This window comes from Bacillus sp. MUM 13, assembly GCF_001866725.1.
Lineage (GTDB): Bacteria > Bacillota > Bacilli > Bacillales > DSM-1321 > Peribacillus.
Window position 1 is genome coordinate 50,744 of the sequence record NZ_MLYQ01000018.1, and the last position, 18,625, is coordinate 69,368.

Annotated in this window: 20 protein-coding genes; 10 read left to right on the plus strand and 10 right to left on the minus strand. The window is 39.7% G+C overall.

Features of this window, described 5'->3' with window-relative positions; all coding sequences use genetic code 11:
- Positions 1 to 143: 143 nt before the first annotated feature.
- Positions 144 to 806 (minus strand): DUF2306 domain-containing protein, encoded by a 663-nt coding sequence (locus BIV59_RS06165; protein ID WP_071350587.1) that lies wholly within the window; start codon positions 804 to 806, stop codon positions 144 to 146.
- A gap of 190 nt (positions 807 to 996) precedes the next feature.
- Positions 997 to 1,131, minus strand: coding sequence for a hypothetical protein (locus tag BIV59_RS24210; protein WP_276205124.1), 135 nt, complete (start codon positions 1,129 to 1,131; stop codon positions 997 to 999).
- A 284-nt stretch (positions 1,132 to 1,415) separates the two neighbouring features.
- On the opposite strand from BIV59_RS24210, the gene BIV59_RS06170 reads away from it, so the two are divergent.
- From BIV59_RS06170 to BIV59_RS06180, 3 genes are all read left to right on the plus strand, one after another.
- Positions 1,416 to 2,144, plus strand: coding sequence for a ZIP family metal transporter (locus BIV59_RS06170; protein WP_071350588.1), 729 nt, complete (start codon positions 1,416 to 1,418; stop codon positions 2,142 to 2,144).
- A 235-nt stretch (positions 2,145 to 2,379) separates the two neighbouring features.
- A complete protein-coding gene (locus BIV59_RS06175) occupies positions 2,380 to 3,120 on the plus strand; it encodes a class I SAM-dependent DNA methyltransferase (protein ID WP_071350589.1) in 741 nt (246 codons plus the stop codon).
- Positions 3,121 to 3,320: 200 nt separating this feature from the next.
- Entirely contained in the window at positions 3,321 to 4,304 is a 984-nt protein-coding gene (locus BIV59_RS06180; RefSeq protein ID WP_071350590.1) for a DUF3231 family protein, read from the plus strand.
- Between the two features lie 73 nt (positions 4,305 to 4,377).
- Here the strand turns inward: BIV59_RS06180 and BIV59_RS06185 are convergent, their stop codons facing one another.
- A complete protein-coding gene (locus tag BIV59_RS06185) occupies positions 4,378 to 4,743 on the minus strand; it encodes a VOC family protein (RefSeq protein ID WP_071350591.1) in 366 nt (121 codons plus the stop codon).
- Positions 4,744 to 4,915: 172 nt separating this feature from the next.
- Positions 4,916 to 5,497, minus strand: coding sequence for a YitT family protein (locus BIV59_RS06190; RefSeq protein WP_071350592.1), 582 nt, complete (start codon positions 5,495 to 5,497; stop codon positions 4,916 to 4,918).
- Between the two features lie 280 nt (positions 5,498 to 5,777).
- Between BIV59_RS06190 and BIV59_RS06195 the strand changes: the two genes are divergently transcribed.
- Positions 5,778 to 6,311: a hypothetical protein gene (locus tag BIV59_RS06195; protein ID WP_071350593.1), complete on the plus strand. Its 534-nt coding sequence runs from the start codon at positions 5,778 to 5,780 to the stop codon at positions 6,309 to 6,311.
- 424 nt (positions 6,312 to 6,735) lie between these two features.
- Here BIV59_RS06195 and BIV59_RS06200 read toward each other — a convergent pair whose 3' ends face one another.
- From BIV59_RS06200 to hmpA, 3 genes are all read right to left on the minus strand, one after another.
- Positions 6,736 to 8,082 (minus strand): TrkH family potassium uptake protein, encoded by a 1,347-nt coding sequence (locus tag BIV59_RS06200; protein ID WP_481747416.1) that lies wholly within the window; start codon positions 8,080 to 8,082, stop codon positions 6,736 to 6,738.
- A gap of 581 nt (positions 8,083 to 8,663) precedes the next feature.
- A complete protein-coding gene (locus BIV59_RS06205; RefSeq protein ID WP_240501858.1) occupies positions 8,664 to 9,266 on the minus strand; it encodes a molybdopterin dinucleotide binding domain-containing protein in 603 nt (200 codons plus the stop codon).
- A 123-nt stretch (positions 9,267 to 9,389) separates the two neighbouring features.
- The gene (hmpA, locus tag BIV59_RS06210) at positions 9,390 to 10,610 is read right to left on the minus strand and encodes an NO-inducible flavohemoprotein (protein WP_071350596.1); all 1,221 of its coding nucleotides are present in this window, start codon (positions 10,608 to 10,610) and stop codon (positions 9,390 to 9,392) included.
- Between the two features lie 368 nt (positions 10,611 to 10,978).
- Between hmpA and BIV59_RS06215 the strand changes: the two genes are divergently transcribed.
- From BIV59_RS06215 to BIV59_RS06220, 3 genes are all read left to right on the plus strand, one after another.
- On the plus strand, positions 10,979 to 11,518 hold the full coding sequence (locus BIV59_RS06215; RefSeq protein ID WP_071350597.1) for an MEDS domain-containing protein: 540 nt from the start codon (positions 10,979 to 10,981) through the stop codon (positions 11,516 to 11,518).
- A gap of 90 nt (positions 11,519 to 11,608) precedes the next feature.
- Entirely contained in the window at positions 11,609 to 11,749 is a 141-nt protein-coding gene (locus tag BIV59_RS23550) for a hypothetical protein (protein ID WP_170846095.1), read from the plus strand.
- 215 nt (positions 11,750 to 11,964) lie between these two features.
- Positions 11,965 to 12,213 carry a hypothetical protein gene (locus BIV59_RS06220; RefSeq protein WP_071350598.1) on the plus strand — a complete coding sequence of 83 codons (249 nt, stop codon included), beginning with the start codon at positions 11,965 to 11,967 and terminating at the stop codon, positions 12,211 to 12,213.
- 127 nt (positions 12,214 to 12,340) lie between these two features.
- Here the strand turns inward: BIV59_RS06220 and BIV59_RS06225 are convergent, their stop codons facing one another.
- The 3 genes from BIV59_RS06225 to BIV59_RS06235 form a co-directional block, all read right to left on the minus strand.
- Complete coding sequence (locus BIV59_RS06225; protein WP_240501859.1) at positions 12,341 to 12,973, minus strand: hypothetical protein; 633 nt, start codon at positions 12,971 to 12,973, stop codon at positions 12,341 to 12,343.
- An 89-nt stretch (positions 12,974 to 13,062) separates the two neighbouring features.
- Positions 13,063 to 13,623, minus strand: a complete 561-nt coding sequence (locus BIV59_RS06230) for a histidine phosphatase family protein (protein WP_071350599.1) — start codon at positions 13,621 to 13,623, stop codon at positions 13,063 to 13,065.
- Positions 13,624 to 13,798: 175 nt separating this feature from the next.
- Entirely contained in the window at positions 13,799 to 14,578 is a 780-nt protein-coding gene (locus tag BIV59_RS06235) for an alpha/beta hydrolase (RefSeq protein ID WP_071350600.1), read from the minus strand.
- 332 nt (positions 14,579 to 14,910) lie between these two features.
- On the opposite strand from BIV59_RS06235, the gene BIV59_RS06240 reads away from it, so the two are divergent.
- From BIV59_RS06240 to BIV59_RS06250, 3 genes are read left to right on the plus strand one after another with little or no spacing between them, the layout of a single operon-like run.
- Entirely contained in the window at positions 14,911 to 16,428 is a 1,518-nt protein-coding gene (locus tag BIV59_RS06240; protein WP_139194320.1) for a spore germination protein, read from the plus strand.
- A 21-nt stretch (positions 16,429 to 16,449) separates the two neighbouring features.
- Positions 16,450 to 17,535 (plus strand): GerAB/ArcD/ProY family transporter, encoded by a 1,086-nt coding sequence (locus BIV59_RS06245; protein ID WP_071350602.1) that lies wholly within the window; start codon positions 16,450 to 16,452, stop codon positions 17,533 to 17,535.
- Entirely contained in the window at positions 17,528 to 18,616 is a 1,089-nt protein-coding gene (locus tag BIV59_RS06250; protein ID WP_071350603.1) for a Ger(x)C family spore germination protein, read from the plus strand. The genes BIV59_RS06245 and BIV59_RS06250 overlap by 8 nt, the downstream gene beginning before the upstream one ends.
- Positions 18,617 to 18,625 lie beyond the last annotated feature (9 nt).

Here is an 18,625-nt window from a genome sequence, read left to right on the forward strand (position 1 = left end):
TCACTTTAGGAGTATCTGCAGTGAGTTCGAATTTAAAGCTTGCTGAACTATTAATTGCAGGTTTTTGCACTCTTGCGGACTAATCTTCCCGCTGTTTTTAGCGGTTTATTGGAGAATTATGATTGATATATTCATTGATGAAGTCAGACAGGTGTTGTTTTTGCGATGGAATTCTTGGCGCTTTTATTTTCCCTCCGAAGATGCCATTCTGCGAGGCTTAAATTAAGTGCAATAGAACAAAAGATTGCGGCTGGAAACCCAATTGAAAATCCAAGCTTCATGACAAACACAAAGATTGGCATAAAAATGCGGAAGGTCACGAATACAAGAGTAATGGCATAACTGCGGAGCATCCACTCCCGATGGCTTTTTATATCACGCTTAAGAATTTTCCTAAGGCCAGTAAATGTCGCGGCAAACCAGAAAATGTCCAGTACAAAGAAGCCAATCCCCGATCCGGCTCCTCCTGTTGCATAATAGGCCAGATACATCCCCGCAGGCACGCTTAGGAAAATGGCTGACATATACATTTTCCCTATTGTTCTATGCACCTTTTTATTCTTCCTGCTGAATTTCAGGAATTGAAAAGGTCCTAAAACGAGGGCAATGGCCCCTGTTACGATATGAAAGAATAAAATCATGATCCATAAATCATATGGAAAACCAGGGCTATTCTCCAGCTTGCCGGCAATAATAGCTGCATTTTTAGGATTATGCAACACATAAGACATTAAAATATAACCAATAAAAGCCGCAATAACCACATAACAGAGCAAGATTTTCACATTTATTTTTCGTTTTGCCACTAACATCTCCCCCTAATCTTAAATTCCCTTTCTATATAAAATACTGTTTTTAAACGATTTTCCATGCTGCTACCCGCATATTTGGCAGCAGTTTCCTCGGCTGTCTAGGAACATTTTATAGCTAACACTTAAAAGCTGCTGCAGGATACCTTACTTATTAGCAAAATAATTGCAGATGGGCAGCAGGGGACTATTCTATTTTATGAGCGATTTTCTTCATCAATACATGTTCGTATCCTTCTGCGGTAAATAACTGGACTGCAGCATTGATCATATCTTGCTTCATTTCTTCCACTTCCTTTTGCCGCTTTTCTTTTCTGCTCATAATGAAACAATCACTCCTGATTCTTAAATTAACTTAACGGCGTTAATTATACATATTTTACCATAATAAGCAACTGCATTTTATAATTATATTTCCGCGATTGCCCAGAAAGCGCGCTTTCTAATAACAGAACTTTAAATTTGAGGCTGCCCTGAAGATAAATGAAAGTACCCTGGCCGGCATGAAGCATTCCAAGTGCCTGCCATGCCTTTCTTCCCCTATTTTCATGCTAAGTTTATCCAAAACAGTTTTGGGTAGTAGTTTTTAAGAAAGGAGTGACGCTTATGTGGTCTGCCGCGATGTGGGGCGGGATATCAGGATCTGCCGTACTGTTAGGTGCTCTTTTTTCCATGTTTTTGCCCATTAAGACAAAAATAATCGGATACATAATGGCGTTTGGTACAGGTGTGTTAATGGGGGCAGCATCGTATGAGCTTCTCGGCGATGCGGTACATGATGGCGGAATTACACCGACTATTATCGGTTTTATAGCAGGTGCCGCTGTTTTTACTTTATTTGATTACCTGGTTTCCAAAAAAGGCGCCTCCCAAAGAAAGCGATCAGGCCAGAAAGCGGCTGCAGGGGGCGGCATTGCCATTTTTATCGGCACAGTCATGGACGCCATACCTGAGTCGATCATGATTGGATCCAGCCTGCTCGAAAAAGAGTCAGTCAGCTTTTTGTTAGTAGTCGCCATTTTCATCAGCAATATTCCAGAGGGGCTTTCAAGCACTGCCGGCATGAAGAACAGCGGCTACTCGAAAACCAAAATCATGCTGCTATGGATCACTGTATTAGCCATTTCAACCTTTGCTTCATGGGGAGGCTATTTTTTCCTTGATCATGCTTCAGGAGCTATTATGTCAGAGATAGGCGCTTTTGCAGGCGGAGGGATCATTGCGATGATTGCTTCTACAATGATGCCAGAAGCCTATGAAGACAGTGGCCCTCTGACAGGACTGATAGCTGCACTCGGATTGCTGGTGTCTCTTCTGCTCGATCACTATTCATAAAAAAGCTTTACATAATCAGAATTCAGGAGGGGTGCAAATGCCCCCCTGGCATTTTAGTTTACCCCGCCCTTTTCTGCTTTTTTTCATCCTTCTCCAGAAACATTTTCCTTGTAAACTTATCCCTTCCATTATTTTCTATGCTACACTGTCATTTAGGATTAACCTTTTAATCCACTACCAGGATTTCCCCGCGATTATTTTTTCGTTTCAAATAGCAATACTCAGGAGGGTTTTTATGGAATTCAGAGGTTCAAGTGTATACGATGAAGCGGAATTTTTCACAAACTATATAAAAAGAAGGGAAAGACCCGACAGCCCCAATACTGCGATTGAGGGGCCATTGATGTATGAGCTGATTGGCAGCTTTAAAGGCAAAAGAATTCTGGATTTAGGCTGCGGGGATGCATCGTTTGGCAGAGATCTGCTTAATGGGGGCGCGGCTTTTTATGCAGGTGTGGAGGGATCCCGGAATATGGCAGACCGGGCATTTTCTAATCTGGATGGAGTCAGCGGGACACTCTTCAATGAAACGATGGAAACCTATTCCTTCCCTCCAAACCAGTTTGATCTTGTGACATCACGGTTCGCCATTCATTATGTGGCAGATATAAACCAGTTATTCCAAAACGTCCGGGCGTCCCTTACAGAGGCGGGAAGATTCATTTTCAGTGTTCAGCACCCGCTTACTACCGCTTCATTTATCAGCAAGCAATCGGGAGAACTGCGCGGAAATTGGGTGGTGGATGATTATTTTCTTGATGGTGAGAGAAAGGAACCCTGGATTGGACAGGTTGTCGTGAAGTACCACCGGACTATTGAGCACTATTTCCATGTACTTACCCAATCAGGATTTACCATCACCGACCTTCGGGAAGGCTCGCCAAAACGCGAACATTTCAGCAATGAGAGTGAGTTCAGACGAAGACAAAGAATTCCTTTAGTCCTTGCATTTTCTTGTGTAAAAAGTCAGATGTAATACATCAATTTCAACCCGGCAATAAATTTTCGATACTCCTTTCCCCGCTCATTGTGCATTCTTCATTTGCTGCCCCGGCAGCCTTTTTTCTTTGGCAGGCACATTCTCCTAAATAAACGGCACAGCGAACTTTACTTGCATACATTTACAAACACACCACATACTACTTTTAAACAAACAAAACAAAGGAGATATCAAAATTGCACAAACAAAATAAAATGAGTTCAGCCGAGCTTGGGATATTGTGGATGACTTATCACAAAAAAACAATGATTCTCCGGATGGTGGAATATTTTATAGAGAAATCCGATGATCAAAAAGCTAAGGCCCTAATGCAGGGGATGGTAAAAAAACTAAATCCAGCGGTGGATGAAATAACAATCATGCTTCAAAATGACGGTGCAGCAGTTCCAATCGGTTTTACGAAGGAAGACGTTAATCTCGAAGCTCCAAAACTGTATGAGCATGGATTTGACATCATGTTCTGCCGAATATTAAAGGAAATCAGCATGGGCATGTATGTTTTACATACTACATTATCTTATCGGGAAGATATTATTATGTTTTATAAAAAACTTACTGACATAACGCAAAACTATTATAATCTGTTTACACAATATCTGCTTGAAAACAGGCTCCTTCCAACTCCAAACTATACAGAAATGCCAAAATCCAATGAGTACATTACTGACTCAAGCTACATGAAGGGAACAAATCTTTTTGGCCATAAAAGACCCTTAAATACGGTTGAATTTGGATTGTTATTTCATTCTTTAGAAACCAATATAACTGGTATGCAGCTGATGAAGAGCTTTGCACAGTGCGCAACGGACGCGGAAGCCAAAAAGTATTTTACAAAAGGGAAAAACCTTACGAAGGAAATAATAAAAGGTACCGAGAATATCCTTCTTGAAAATAATATCCACCCGGCTGCCACGACCGGGGGAGAGGTAACTACATCAACTATAGCTCCTTTTTCCGATAAGATGATGTTATTCTGCACCAATCTTTTGGGAGGGTTCAGCCTTGGAAGCCAAGGATTTGCCAATGCTTTTGTCCTGCGCAATGATATTATTGCAAAATCGGCGATCTATGCGAAAGATGTTTATGAATTCGGTCTTGAAGGTGCAAAACTAATGATGTCAAAAGGCTGGATGGCAGAACCGCCTAAAATGAACTCTTAATAATGAAGAGTTCGGTAAATAAAAATACTGCACATTCAATTTCAGGATAGGCTGTCAATGAATGTGCAGTTTTTCAGGCTATATATTGAATCATTTCCACCCTATTTCCGAAAGGATCCCTGAACTCGAATCGCTCATAACCTTGAATTGGCACTGAATCTAATATAACCACGCCATTTTGCTGAAGCCTGTTTCTCCAATAAGAAATATCCTCCACCAGATAAGCGATATGCGCTTTTGTTTTTAACCTTTCAAAACCATCCTCTGTCCCTACATGCACATCCATATCACCGGCTTTAACCCAAAAACCTCCCCGCCCCTTCAGCGATTCTGGCTTTTCAATTTCCTGCAGACCCAGCATGCCGCAGTAAAATTTCTTTCCCTCTTCGTCTGCGCCCTTAGGAATCGTAATCTGCGCGTGATGCACACCAAGAATCATACTGCTTTCCCCTTCCCTTTTTCATTGCTCTCCATAATAAAAGTATAGCTGGATTAAGCCATTAAGATAAATACCGATAAATTATACCTTTTAATAACCATTACTTATAACCGCAAAAAACAAGCTTTCTTTCTTCCACAACAAAAGAGCCGCGAAAGTGCAGCCCTCTGATTTACACATAAATGTTCACATTCCTGATTCCAGTTATAAGGGATGCCATTGTTCCGACAATTCCAATGATCAGCATGGAATATAATAAGCTCGCGTCTTTTAATATCAAAATTCCCGTTAAAATAATGATCGCATCTATGACTAGTATGATAATCCCGACATTGACCGAAAAAACTTTTGCCATGATCAGTGCCAACAAGTCCATTCCTCCAGGGCTGATATGCTCCTTCAGCATGCAGCCGACCCCGATTCCGATCAGTGTACCTCCAATCAGCACACTATATAAAACAGGCAAATGTATCAACGTCTGAAAAGGCTTAAGCAAATCAATCACGGTACTCGATATGATTACTCCTGCCATCCCGTTTACAAAATAGGCTTTATCATAGAAGCTAGCCGCTAAAAAAATCGGGGCATTTAAGCAGATGAATACAAGGGCCACATTATAATTCATCACATAATGCAATATCAGGCTGACTCCCCATATACCTCCATTCAAAAGATGATATGGTATAACAAATCCATTCAGGCCTACGCCTATGAAGATACTTGATAAAAGAGCTATACAAATTTTACGGATCATGCCATCATCCCTTGTCCATTGCTATAGACAATATATGTCATGGAGGAGTTATTATTCCGGTTAGTTCTTAGACTCGTTTTAGGATATTAGGATAGTTTCCATTTGCATCAAGTCCATACAGCCATATTTTAAAAAATCTTACTGAGACTTCGCCGCAAGAATCTTTCCGCCTTGCTTCCAATCCATTTACCGCAAGGCAGAGCAACGCCGCTTATGATAGACTAATGTTATCCATAATTACCATTCAATCTGCAAATGTGCAAAAGAAAGCAGGAGCATAATGAGCAAAAAACGATTTACTTTATATACTGCAATTATAGTAATAACCGTTTTAGCTTTTCTATATTTTAGACCATACTCAGAGAAGCTGACGAAATCTGCCAACCTTTCTAAGGAGTCGATAGGAGGAATGAAAATACACGAAAGTATACTTGAAGGCAGTTTTATAACAAGGTATGGAAAACCGCTAAGCCAGGAAAATAATGATTACTATGACTATTATCATTGGAAAGGCGGATTAGAAACTGCTTCTATTAATTCCGGCAAAAATAAAGGATCTCTAATGAGGCTAATAATAAGCGGTACGGAAAACAACTTATATGATAACCCACTACGAACTGAAAAAGGAATTAAACTGGGAGACAGTAAGGAAAAAGTGCTCTCTTTGTATGGAGAAAACTATTACAAGAGCAATGAGCAAGGAGCAGACATTATTGGCTATATTGACCATAAACATCACCTAACGTTAGAGTTTTGGTGTGTCAGCGATGGCAAAGTTGCCAAAATTCAATTAGATGATGCCAGTGTTGAGTAAAAAGTACTATTGCTCGGCTATTCCCGCCAGCCTGGATGGCAATCATAGCGGGCGGGCATCTCTCTCTTTCTGGAGCCTTTGAATGTGCAAATTGCTTCAATGTTCGCAAACACTTTTTCTGTAAAAGGCTGCCACAGGGGCGGCTTTAGAATGCGGAAAGTCGTTCATGCAGATACTCAAATACCACAAATTCTCCCTTACTTTTAGGCTGTTTTCGTAAACTTTGTTGCTATGATACAAGGTGGCTGATTTCCGCTCCAGGATGCTCGCTTTCCGCAGGGCAGCCGGTGAGCCTCCTCGGCTGCGACTGCGGCGTCTCACCTGATATGCTAATCTAAGCAGGAGTCTCGCATCTTATGCTCCAAAATCAACCTGACTTGACAATAAGAACGCCTCACCTAACATTAAAAATTTTAAACTGACCTCATCCAATCAATATTTTTTCCTCTGCATATCTGATTTTGGTTCCATTTCGTTTAGACATCCAGGCAAAAGCCATTGTTAAAGGTCCTATTCTTCCAATAAACATCATGATTGTGATAAGGATTCTTCCTGCTGGGGATAAGTGACTCGTTAATCCTGCTGACAAACCTACCGTCCCAAAGGCAGAAATCGTTTCAAAAAGAATTTTCTCCATACTTGCATGCTCTGTATATGTAAGCAAGAAGAAAATAATAAAGATAAAAATGACAGCACTCACGCTAATTGATAATGATTTATTTACTAGCTGCCATGATATTCGTCTCTTAAAAATATTCACATCACCTTTATTAGATAAAAATGTCCAAAGAGTCAATAAAATAATGACAAAAGTGGTTACTTTAATACCACCGCCGGTAGAACCAGAAGAAGCTCCAATAAACATTAATACCATCATGAAGACCTGAGAGGGTAAGGTCATTTGTCCGATATCAATTGTATTGAATCCTGCTGTCCGAGTAACAACGCCCTGAAAATAAGATGCCCACACTTTATCTTCTAACCCTAACTTCCCTAAAGTAGCTGAGTTATGATATTCCGAAGCAAAAATAATTAAAGTGGCCACGATATTAAGAATTAATGAGAACAGCAAAACGATTTTGGAATGAAGAGTTAACTTTCTCCAAGATTTTTTTTGCCAAATATCCAATATTACGGTATAACCTATCCCGCCTATAATAAATAAAAACGTGATAACCAAATTAATTGCAGGATCCCCCACCCATTTACTTAAATTGTCTGGCTCAAGTCCAAATCCAGCATTGTTGAACGCTGAAACCGAATGGAAAACACCATAATAAGCAGCTTTCCCCCATGTCATCTCATGTGCCCAGCGTACCGCTAAAATGATAGCACCCGCAATTTCAACAATTAGAGTAATACTAATAATCTTTAAAACAAGTTTCACTACACCTGAAAGAGTAAATAAGTTCAAGGAATCTTGAAGCAGCAATCTTTCTTTCATTCCTATTTTCTTTCCCAGAATGATGAACATAAATACACCTAAAGTCATAAAACCCGATCCGCCAATTTGGATTAAAAACAAAAGAACGATTTGCCCAAATACAGTAAACGTCGTACCTGTATCCACCACTGCCAGTCCTGTTACACATACCGCAGATGTGGCTTCAAACAAAGCATCAATCATGCTCAGCCCATGTCGTTCTCCCGATGTAGAAATAGGCAGCATCAATAGGAATGTACCTAATAATATGAGGATTGCAAAGCCTATTACAAGAATCTGGGCAGGATGTAATTTAATTATTTTTCCCTTTTTTTTAAACAATTTCACGGTCGTCTTTTCCCTTCTATACATTTAGATGGTTAATACGTGTATTCTTAATGTACCCATTTTAATTAAGCTGTTGCTGGAATTCCAAGTAAATGCCCGGCGCTGTTATTTAGTCCTCATAGATTCTCCTCTAGTATGGTATAGTCAGCTTAACCTTAATTTTTCTGTCCAGCTTAGTGTAGCATATCCACTCATTTATTAAGGCTGCTTTCGAAAACTTTGCTGCTACCTGGACAAGGGGTTGATTTCCGCTTCAGAATGCCCGCTTTCCGCGGGGCGGGCGGAGAGCCTCTAAAGCAAAGCTTGCGGGGTCTCACCTCCCGCTAATCGCACAGGAGTCTCGCACCTTACTCTCAATCAACCCGGTTTAACAACGGGATCCCTTCACAGAATATATGAAAAAACAGCAATCTTTAAGAAAAGAGCATTTATTAAATAATGGTACCCACTTAAAGTTATCCATACTCTAACTCTCACTCACCAACAATATGACTTAAAAACCCTTCATAATGGTCAAATCATGCCTAAAGAAAAAAGCACATCCTCATAAATAAGAGCATGTGCTTCTTAAGCATATGAAGCTATATTTTTTGCCTATATGGCATATAAGGCTGAATCGGAACATTGATGATGGATAATGGTATTTCCAGGGTATCACCCATTTGAATACTATACGGGTTTTGCAATCGATTGGCTTCTATTAAACCATCCGCAGTTAAACCATACTGTTCAGCAATAAATTCAAGAGTCTCCCCGGTTTCTATTTTATGTTCCCGGCGGATTTTCTCAATTTTGCAAGCAGATTGTTTAAATGTCGGCTGCTTGGAAAGAGGGTCAACAAAGTCTGCAGTCAACTCCTTTGCAGCTTCTTTTTTCTGCCAGCTTCCAAAATGGAAGGGAACAAATACGAGTCCCTTTTGCACAACATCCCCTACTCTTGCAGGGACTTCAATCCAGCCGCGCGGTGAAGAAATTTTGACCACCTCTCCCTGCACGATGGAGAGCGTCTTTGCATCTTCTTTATTAATTTCAACATACCCATGCTGCGCCGCCATTTGCAGGTAAGGGGAACGTCCGGTTTTTGTACGGGTATGCCAGTGCCACACCAGCCTGCCGGTCGTAAGCCAGATCGGATATTCCTCATTCGGCTGCTCAGCCGGCGGCAGATAGCGGGTTGGGTGCAAAATGGCTCGCCCGCTGGCATTGTGGCATCTCCTTTCCATTTTGACTATTAATACTATAAATAGAACAAAGAATGCTTCTGCAAAATGCGAAACAGCCATGGAAAAACCTTGGATTCTAATTGGCTACTCTTCTCCTAAAATGGCGACAGGACTGAAGGATTCATAGTGAACGTGTTCTTTTGGTACTCCCCATTCATCCAAAGCTTTAATGATTGTCTCCATAAAAGGAAGAGAACCGCAAAGATAAAATTGGGCGTCCTTAGTGCCAGCATTCGCTTTTAAGAAGTTTAAATCAACATAACCTTCTTTATCAAAATTTTGGGAGGCTTTATCCTCCTCAGTTGGCGCGTCATAACAAACCAAGTATGTTAAATGGCTGTTGTTATCGGATAGCTGCTTTAAATCCTCCCGGAAAGCATGGGTTTTACTATTGCGCGCAGAATGGATAAACGTGATTTCCTTCGCTGTTTTTTCATTTAAAAGAGTCTGCAGCATACTGTATACCGGTGTAATCCCGATACCTCCGCTAATAAACACAACTGGCAAATCATCCTGCTCAAGGACAAAGTCTCCTGCAGGAGCTGAAAATGGAAGTGAATCACCTGTTTGGATGTCGTTATGTAGATAATTTGAAACAATACCTTCCGGTGATGTATCATGTTCGTCTTCCCGCTTCACGCTGATCCGGTAATAATCCTTCCCTGCTGCTTCCGAAAGGCTGTAATGGCGGATATGGGTATACTCTTCCCCTGGAACTTTTGCCTTAATGGTAAGATATTGTCCTGCTTTATAGCCAGCGATTTCTTTCCCGTCTTCAGGCCGCAGGTAAAAGGAAGTCACTTCGTCGCTTTCTTTTACTTTTTTCTCCACAATAAAGCTGCGGTAGCCTTCCCAGCCGCCTGTCTGATTTTTAGTTTCTGCATACAATTTCTCTTCAAGTTCAATAAAAGCATCGGAAATATAGCCATAAGCCTTTCCCCACGCCTCAATGATTTCATCTGTAGCGGCATCTCCCAGAACATCTTTGACAGCAGCAAGCAGCGTCTCTCCAACTACCGGATATTGTTCTGCTTTAATTCCGATTGCCCTGTGTTTTTGAGATATTCTCTCTATAACAGGCTTGATTGCACCAAGATTTGTTATATGTTCCCCAGCCGCATAAACAGCGTATCCCAACGCTTCTTGCTGAAGGCCTCTTTTTTGGTTAGTCTGATTGAAGATGTTATAAAGGTCGGGTGCTTTTTCAAATAATAGTGTATAAAACCTTCTCCCAATTTCCTTACTATGTTCCTTTAATACCGGGGCAGTAGCCTGAACAATACTAATCGTTTTTTCATCAAGCATATAAACACACCATCCTTCTCAATACTTTTACATTGTATCCTCTTGATTTGGAAGCCAAAATACTGTCTGCCATCTTTCGCTGACTGATCCTTTTTATGGAACGCAGTATTTCTTTATTTTTATCCTTTGTTTTGTACATTAAACATTAAACCAGGAATATTCCAAAGACCCCTGAAGGAATACGGAGTGACACAATGCCGGGATCCTGCCCGCTGTAAGAAAAGGACTAGCATTATATAGTTAAAAGAGACAAACAGTTTTCACTCTTACACCATCAAGGATATTTTTACCGAAAAACCCATTTTTGATAATTAAATATGATAAACTTTATTAATAGCGTTATATGTCTGTATCGATGAGGTGTACATTTGGAAAGTACGCATTTAATAGAGGTTAACAAGGTTCAGAACCTTACCAAGGGCCACGTATTATACTTTTTTGAGGATCAGGAACAGTATGTTTCAAACGTAATCGACTTTATCATTTCCGGTTTAAAACGAAATGAATATTGTATTATTATAGAAAATGACCGATTTATTCCTTTGATAAAAAAAAGACTTACTTTGTCAGTAAATGAAAGCCGCTTAATGAAAGTGGGATTCGTCAATAATTATGACTTCTATTATACAAAGGGAGACTTTAGAATTAATTCTATTTTCGATTACCTGCCGAAAATAATTGAAGGTTATTCTGAACTCGATTCAGCTGTCCGAAGTTGGGCTCATGTAGAGTGGCGGGATGAACAGGAGGTAAGCAGAAAATTAGTAGAATCTGAAAATGAAGCAGATAAAATTGTCACCGATACAAATCTTCTTTCTGTATGTGCCTACGATACCAAAAGAGTTAGTGAAGAATTTATGGCAGGCCTTCTAAACTCCCATAACATTCTCATAACCGAGGAGCAATAATCCAATCTGCAGACTTTCTTAATCATTGTAATTAAATGGATATAAGGGTAGCCTAACTGGAATAGGTGTCTATGCAGAGGAGAGAACACTATGGACATGTTTCTGTTTATTAAAGAACTTGGGCGTTTGCTGATTGAATTGAACAATTGCGGCGATTACCAAGTGAAAAAAGTAATCCAGCAAGATATCGTTTTACTTCGGGATGCATTGCTTTTGACTGCTATTAAATAGTGGTTTTTTTTTGTTCGATTTATTAAACCCTCCACAATCAATAGTTTTCCGGCTCAGATGCTGTTCCCTGCTTCTCAAGGTTGCGGCTGCATAGAATTTTTTCAAAACTGTGATACAGGTTATATGTATTATTTTCCCCTTCAGGTGGACAAACACCGGACCCCTTTTCCGCTTTTCTAATATCTTATTACTACAGCGAAAAAAGGGGGGAAAATATGAAAGCCATAAAAACATTCGACACTTCATCCAATCGGGTTTTATTAGCTGAATTTGATAAAAATTGGGAACGCGAAACAACATCCGCTGGACTAATTGTCTATACTGCAGCAGCAAATGATGCTGAAGTAAAGCTTCTTCTTGCAGGCGGACAAACCCAGACACTAGTATTCAGGAAACGCAAGACCATCATTGTTGCAGGAAGTACGTTCCACTTCTCACCACACAGCTACTTTATTACTTCATGATTGCTGCTAGTTTAATTTAAGCATGATATTTTAATGTAAGCAGCCATGCAGAAGTGGCAACTAGCTTAGAACCACTTCTGTCATGGTCTGAGATTTGGCGGTTAAGTTTATCAATCCACTGCTTCCCTTACTTTATATGAACCTCCTCACTATCTAACCTATAGGCATCTTTCCTTTTTTTCTTTACAATCCCTAAATAAATGACAATGCTGATTATTATTAGACAGTAGGTCACATTTTGCGCAATGCCAACAATGTCACTCCAACTGCTTTTGCCATTTAAAAATAACTGTAAAATCAGCCCTAAAGGGATAATAAGAAGTATAAAGGGAGTTTTCTTTATAAGAAATCCTGAAATACCTCCAATAATGCCGCCTAAAATCGACGATCCGTACCAAACGGCATAAGTGATAACCTTTTCATTAAAGGATACTTTCACTGGTACATCCTCGTAAAAATTGGAAACTACGAAATAAAGGGAAATTGCGGTGATTGTATATATGGTAGCAAATAATATCGACTCCTTCATTCCCCTTCCGAAAATAACACCAACAAACATTGCAAAAATAAACCAGAATGGCAAGGAATTAATCATTACCGCCAAATATGAAATGATGAATTCAGGTACGGTTACACCATCACTTAAATCTGGCAGATTATCAGAAATAACGGAAAACATGCCAACAATTAAACCAACAACAAGAGTGTAAATAATAAACCTTTTCCAGTTCCCTTCATATTCATGCCTCTTCATCAACATATATCACCTCTTTTGTAAACATTATTAAACAATAGTTTAACTTAACGATATATATAGTCCTTCAACAGCAGCCCTTACGAAAAGAGCAATTAGCCCTTCCCCCAAATTCTATTTACTTCTTTTAATTCTAATTTATCAAAAGAGAGTTTATAAATATCCGGCATATTGAGTTCTTTCCAAAAATCAAAGCCATAATTAGTATCAAAGTAATTCATAATAAGGACCATTATATTGCCATGTGTACCTATTAAAATGTTTTTATTTTCAAATCTTTCTAAGACTTTTATTGTAGCTTTAACTCCCCTTTTTTGAGCAGTTATATTTGATTCTCCGCCTTTCCAATAAAATGCAGGCTCTTTCCAGACTTTTGTGACAGCTAACTGAAAATCTTCAACATACTGTGAAGACAATTGCCTCTCTTTGAATGCATCCACAATAATAACTTCTTTGCCAATATCCTTTGCTGCACCTTCTACTGTTTGAACTGCACGCAGATAAGGACTTGAAATAACATAATCTATACTTTCTTTGGCAAGCAGCTGATTCACTATTTTTGCGTCACATAAACCTTTTTCGGATAAGGGTCTTTTAAGTTCTTCTGTAGAATATTCAGAATGAGCGTGTCTTACAAAGTACAGATTTGTTACCAAACTTTCCCCTCCTTAAGCATGATTGTCACTACAAATGTATTTAATCAGTAAAAATAATAGTTTCAATTTAAATAGATAATTTTAATTCTGCAGTAATTCAAACCAATTTCAATCAGATTAGAGCCAATTCAAAGTGCATTTGAGCGAAAGGCCCGAATGCGGAGCTTCATTCTGCTTAATTGGAATCTTCCTCAAATAAAAATTCAAAAATTGCCGGAACTCTTTCTCGCCAAGCCTGTTCATTATGGACAGCTCCATCTATGATGTCGAAGCGCAAATCTGTTATTTTATTTTTCAATATATGGTGAACCCTTTCGCTTGAGTCCACATACTGCTTACTTCCGATGCTTTGTGTACCTTCGTTTGTGCCAATGTCCATGTAAAACTTTTCGATGCTGGAAAGATCACTGTTTTCAATGAAGTTCTCAATTTCCTTCTGATTGAACCAGTAAGCTGAGGAAACGGAGGCGATTCTTTTAAAGATATCAGGGTACGCACAGGCAGCATAAGTAGAAATCAGCCCTCCCATCGAGCTGCCCGCCATGGAGGTTTCTTCTGTTTTTGTTCTATATGCAGCATCAATCATCGGCTTTAGCTCTTGAACAATATAATCAATGTATAGCTTGCCTTCTCCGCCTATTGAATCTTCGTTCACAGGAAAGACCCTGCTCATTTCTTCGCTTGGCCAAGGCCCATATTCATCGAGGCGCTTATAGCCTTCATGATTGCAATCGAGTCCCACTACAATCATTTTTCTGCCGCGCTCTGTCAGGTATTCTGAAATCCCCCAGGATACACCGTAATTCGCGTCTTCATCTTTAAAAAGATTTTGGCCATCATGCATATAGAGAACAGGATACCTGGAATCATTTTGATAATAATCCTCAGGCAAGTACACCCTTGCTGTTCTTTTTCTATTAAACGGCGTAATCACCACTTCAAATTGCTCGATCATCAAAAATCCCCTCCCAATCTGTCTCTATTATAGCTAAACATTTCCATATTAGCTCTTGGAATGCATGTCTTCCCGCAGACAAACAGGTTTTCACGTTTCCATTTTCTGTAATCATGCAACTTTTCCCCATAATCGTGCAGCTTTTACAGAAATCATGTGACTTTCTGCGATAATCATGCAGCTTTTCACAAAAATCATGCAACTCCCAATTCCGGACAGTTTCTCCTATTACCTATACCTAAAAAAACATCCAGGAATAAATACCGGCAATTGTAGAAAAATATTGAAGTGTACAAATGATATTCCAAAAATGCGGAAAGGAGAGGAAATACATGAAAACATGGTGGCAGAAATCCGGCAAAAAGAATTCATCCGAAGGCCAGCTGGATACACAATATCATTCACTCAAGGATCTTCTTGATACTTGCCGTAAATCAGCAGATTTTATGAGGTTTCAGCAAAACAAGCATAATTTTTTGTGTGTTACCTATGTTAAAACTCTCGTCTCTCCTGAAATTTTGCACCGGGATATCTTTTTGTATCTTCAGGATAAGAAATTCAAGTCATATGATGAGCTGAAAAACGCTCTGCCGTTTGAGAATATTATGGTTACAAATGATGTTTCCGAAATTCAGAAAAAGCTGTTTGCCGGTTTTATCATGATTCAGCTGCATGAAGATGATACTTCTGCCATGCTGCTAAACGCATTGACAGAAGAAAAAAGGGCCATTTCCATTCCTGAGCAGGAATATAGCGTCATTGGGCCAAAAGAAGCTTTCGTGGAATCCCTGGATATTAATTTAAACAGAATCCGCAAAAGACTGCCGATTCCTGAATTAACCTTTGTAGAAATCATTGTGGGGAATTTGTCCAAGACGAGAGTTTGTGTGGCATATATCAGCGGAGTGGCCGATGAAGAGAACGTAAATACTGTTGTCCAAAGAATAAAAAATATAGAATATGACGAAATTGTGGATTCCTCTTTTATTACACAGATGATTTCTGATAACAGGAATTCACCATTTCCGCAGCTAATTGATACAGAACGGCCGGACCGGACTGCAAGTGTTTTGGCTGAGGGCAAAATTGCCATTTTAACAGACGGCTCTCCATCTGTTTTAACCGGCCCAACGACGCTGGTTGAGTTTTTCTCTGCTTTTGAGGATTACTTCCTGACATGGCATATTGCATCAGCTTTTCGTTTAATCCGTTTGTTTTCGGTCATGTTTTCGGTTTTATCCACTCCGCTGTATGTGGCGATTTTGACCTATCATTATGAATTGATTCCGCAGGATTTATTAAATAAACTTGTTGCATCAAGAAGCGGTATTCCATTTCCGCCGGTGCTTGAAGCCATCATTCTGGAACTGACCATTGAGCTTCTGCGGGAAGCTGGCGCGCGTCTGCCCACAAAGGTAGGCCAGACCATCGGTATCGTGGGCGGTATTGTTATCGGAACGGCGGCTGTTGATGCAGGATTGACAAGCAATGTGCTCTTGATTGTTGTGGCATTGGCTGCTCTATCATCCTTTACCACACCCGTTTATCAGATGAGCAATACCATCCGTTTGATTCGTTTCCCTTTTATTTTATTTGCCCAGTTTCTAGGGCTTCTTGGCATTTCTGTATGCTTTGCTTTTGTTTTAGCGCATTTGCTGAGCCTTAAGTCGCTTGGAAGGCCATATATCGCACCTATCTATCCGCTCAGGATACATGATTTAAAGGATGCCCTATTCAGGCTGCCGTTTTCTCACCAGAAATTGCGCCCTATGCAAGTAAGATCCCAAAATCCAGTACGATTTAAAGACAAAGCCAAGAAGAAGAAAAAAAAGCCAGATATTGAAGACTAAACTGCAGAGGTAGGATACATCATGGTAAAAGAAAACCGCCAAGTCTCGCCGTTTTTCACCTTTTATTTGATACACTGTGTACAAATAGGTGTTGGCATTCTTGGATTTCAGCGCTACATCGCGAAGGATGCAGGCCACGATGGCTGGATATCCATACTCATCTCAGGACTTTCTATCAACGTCATTTTATGGATATCATATAAAATTCTGAATAAAAGCAAAAGTGATATAACCGTCATACATAAACAGCTCTTCGGCAAGGTCATCGGAAATACTCTCTCACTCATTTTCATTGTATATCTGCTGGCGGTGACGGTTACCATCGCCCGCACATATGTCGAGGTCATCCAAATCTGGATTTTCCCGGAGCTCAACACCTGGTATATGATCATGATTATACTGTCTCTCACCTATGTCTTCGTCATCAAGGGGTTCAGGATTGTTACCGGCGTAGCATTTTTAAGTGTCATATACGGAATTCCTGTCATCTTCATGAATTGGTTTCCCCTTCAGGAAGGACACTTTACAAGGATACTTCCCATCATGGACCATTCTGTTGGAGAAATTTTATTAGGCGCAAAAACCATGACCCTCAATTTTTTGGGCTTTGAAACGATATTCTTTTTTTATCCATTTATCAAAAAAGCGGAAAAGTCGCAAAAGTGGTCGCATCTGGGCGTTTTGTTCAGCATATTCATCTATTTTCTCAGTGCCTTTGTTGCTTTTGTGTACTTTAGCCAAAGCCACCTGAAAGATACCATTTGGGCAACCCTGACATTATGGAAGATTGTTAACTTGCCGTTTATTGAAAGGTTCGAATATACCGGCATAGTGATATGGCTGTTTGTCATCGTTCCAAACCTTTGCATACTTATATGGTCAGCAAGCTGGGGGTTGAAACAGGTTACTCATTTAAAGCAAAAAAAGGGTGTGATACTTTTATTGATCATCACTTTCATTTGCTGCGTATTCTTTTCAAACCGTGTTGAAATCGATTTACTGAACTCACTCACGGGGAAAGCAGGCTTTATCTTGATTTATTTTTACATTCCATTTCTTTATGCTTTTCAACTTATACGATTGAAGGCAGGTAAAAAAAATGAATAAAAACCCGGTTCAAATTATATGGTGGACCATTTTTACCATACTCTTAATCACCGGCTACAGCATAAAGCCCCGGATTCTTGAAGATATCCAGCTTATCACGGCATTTGGGTATGATTATATTGATGATATGTATGTAAAGGGCACTGCTGTCACACCGATCAGTTCAAATGAAGAAACCGCTCCGCCAAAAAACAGCTATTTCTCTGCAAAAGGGCATACAAGCAAAAATATCCGCCAAATCATTCAGTCAGAGTCCCCAAAAACGCTCATGATCGGCAGAGCGGATGTGGTTTTATATAATAAAGAACTCGCAGAGCACGGAATAGGCTTCTATATTAAAACGCTCAGCAGGGATCCTGAAATCGGAAGGAATATTTATCTGGCTGTTGTCGATGGCTCTGTTGAAAAGATGCTCAAGAAAAACTATACAGTATCAGAAACTCCGTCACGGTACCTTTCAGATCTGTTTAATTCCAATATGAACCAAAATCTTCCAAAAACCAATTTGCATTCTTTTTTGAATACTTACAAAGAAGAAGGCCAAGATCCCATCATGCCGCTGCTGGATAACTATCAAAATAAAATCAGGATTAAGGGAGTTGCCCTTTTTAAAAAAGATAAATATGCAGGATCTGTTTCAGAAGAAGACTCGTTTCTCTTTAAAACCGTTTATGAAAATTTCGAAAACGGGCTGCATGAAATCAAGTTAAAAGACGGTTCTTTTTTAACCATAGAAAACCTTGACTCAAAGGTGAAATACCAAATGACAGGAGGTGACTTTTCAAAAGCGGAGGTGCAGATATCCATGAAAGGCAGAGTGGCTGATGCCGGGCGTGTCACTTTCAACAACCCTAATGCTCTTCATGCTGTGGAAAAGGATTTCAGTGAAGATTCCTCTAAAAGATTAAATAAAATGATCAGGAAGTTCCAAAATTTGGAGGTTGATCCATTAAGCCTTGGGGAAAAAATGAGAAGTAAAACACGCCATTTCGACTTTAAAGAATGGAAGGAAAAATACCCTAAAATGGATATTACGGTCAAAATGGATGTGGAGCTGAGCCAGTCAGGGATTGTAGACTAAAATAGGGAA